We start from the raw sequence: 487 nt of genomic DNA, 5'->3' as shown, positions 1-487 counted from the left end.
CTTGTGCAACGTCGCCGATGAAGAGCAAGTGACCCATATGGTCAGCCAGGTGGCCGACGATTTCGGCGCGATCCATGGCCTGATCAACAACGCCGGCATTTTGCGTGACGGCCTGTTGCTGAAGGTCAAGGATGGCGAAATGACCAAGATGAGCCTGGCCCAATGGCAAGCGGTGATCGACGTCAATCTGACCGGCGTGTTCCTGTGCACCCGTGAAGTCGCGGCAAAAATGGTCGAGCTGAACAACAGCGGCGCGATCATCAATATCTCGTCGATCTCACGCGCCGGCAATATCGGCCAGACCAACTACTCCGCCGCCAAGGCCGGTGTCGCTGCGGCGACCGTGACCTGGGCCAAGGAACTGGCGCGCTATGGGATTCGTGTGGCGGGCATTGCGCCGGGCTTCATCGAAACTGAAATGACCCTGAGCATGAAACCTGAAGCGCTGGAAAAGATGACTTCCGGGATTCCGCTCAAGCGCATGGGC

At 58.9% G+C, this 487-nt stretch carries 1 protein-coding gene; it reads left to right on the top strand.

What is annotated here, in order from left to right:
• On the top strand, positions 1-487 hold a 487-nt coding region (locus AC1DLB_RS31955), incomplete at both ends, for an SDR family NAD(P)-dependent oxidoreductase (RefSeq protein ID WP_477786529.1).

The sequence above is a fragment of the Pseudomonas sp. 05N434 genome (assembly GCF_056396965.1).
Note: the sequence above shows the minus strand (reverse complement) of the source record. Positions and strands in the feature narration are given on the sequence as shown.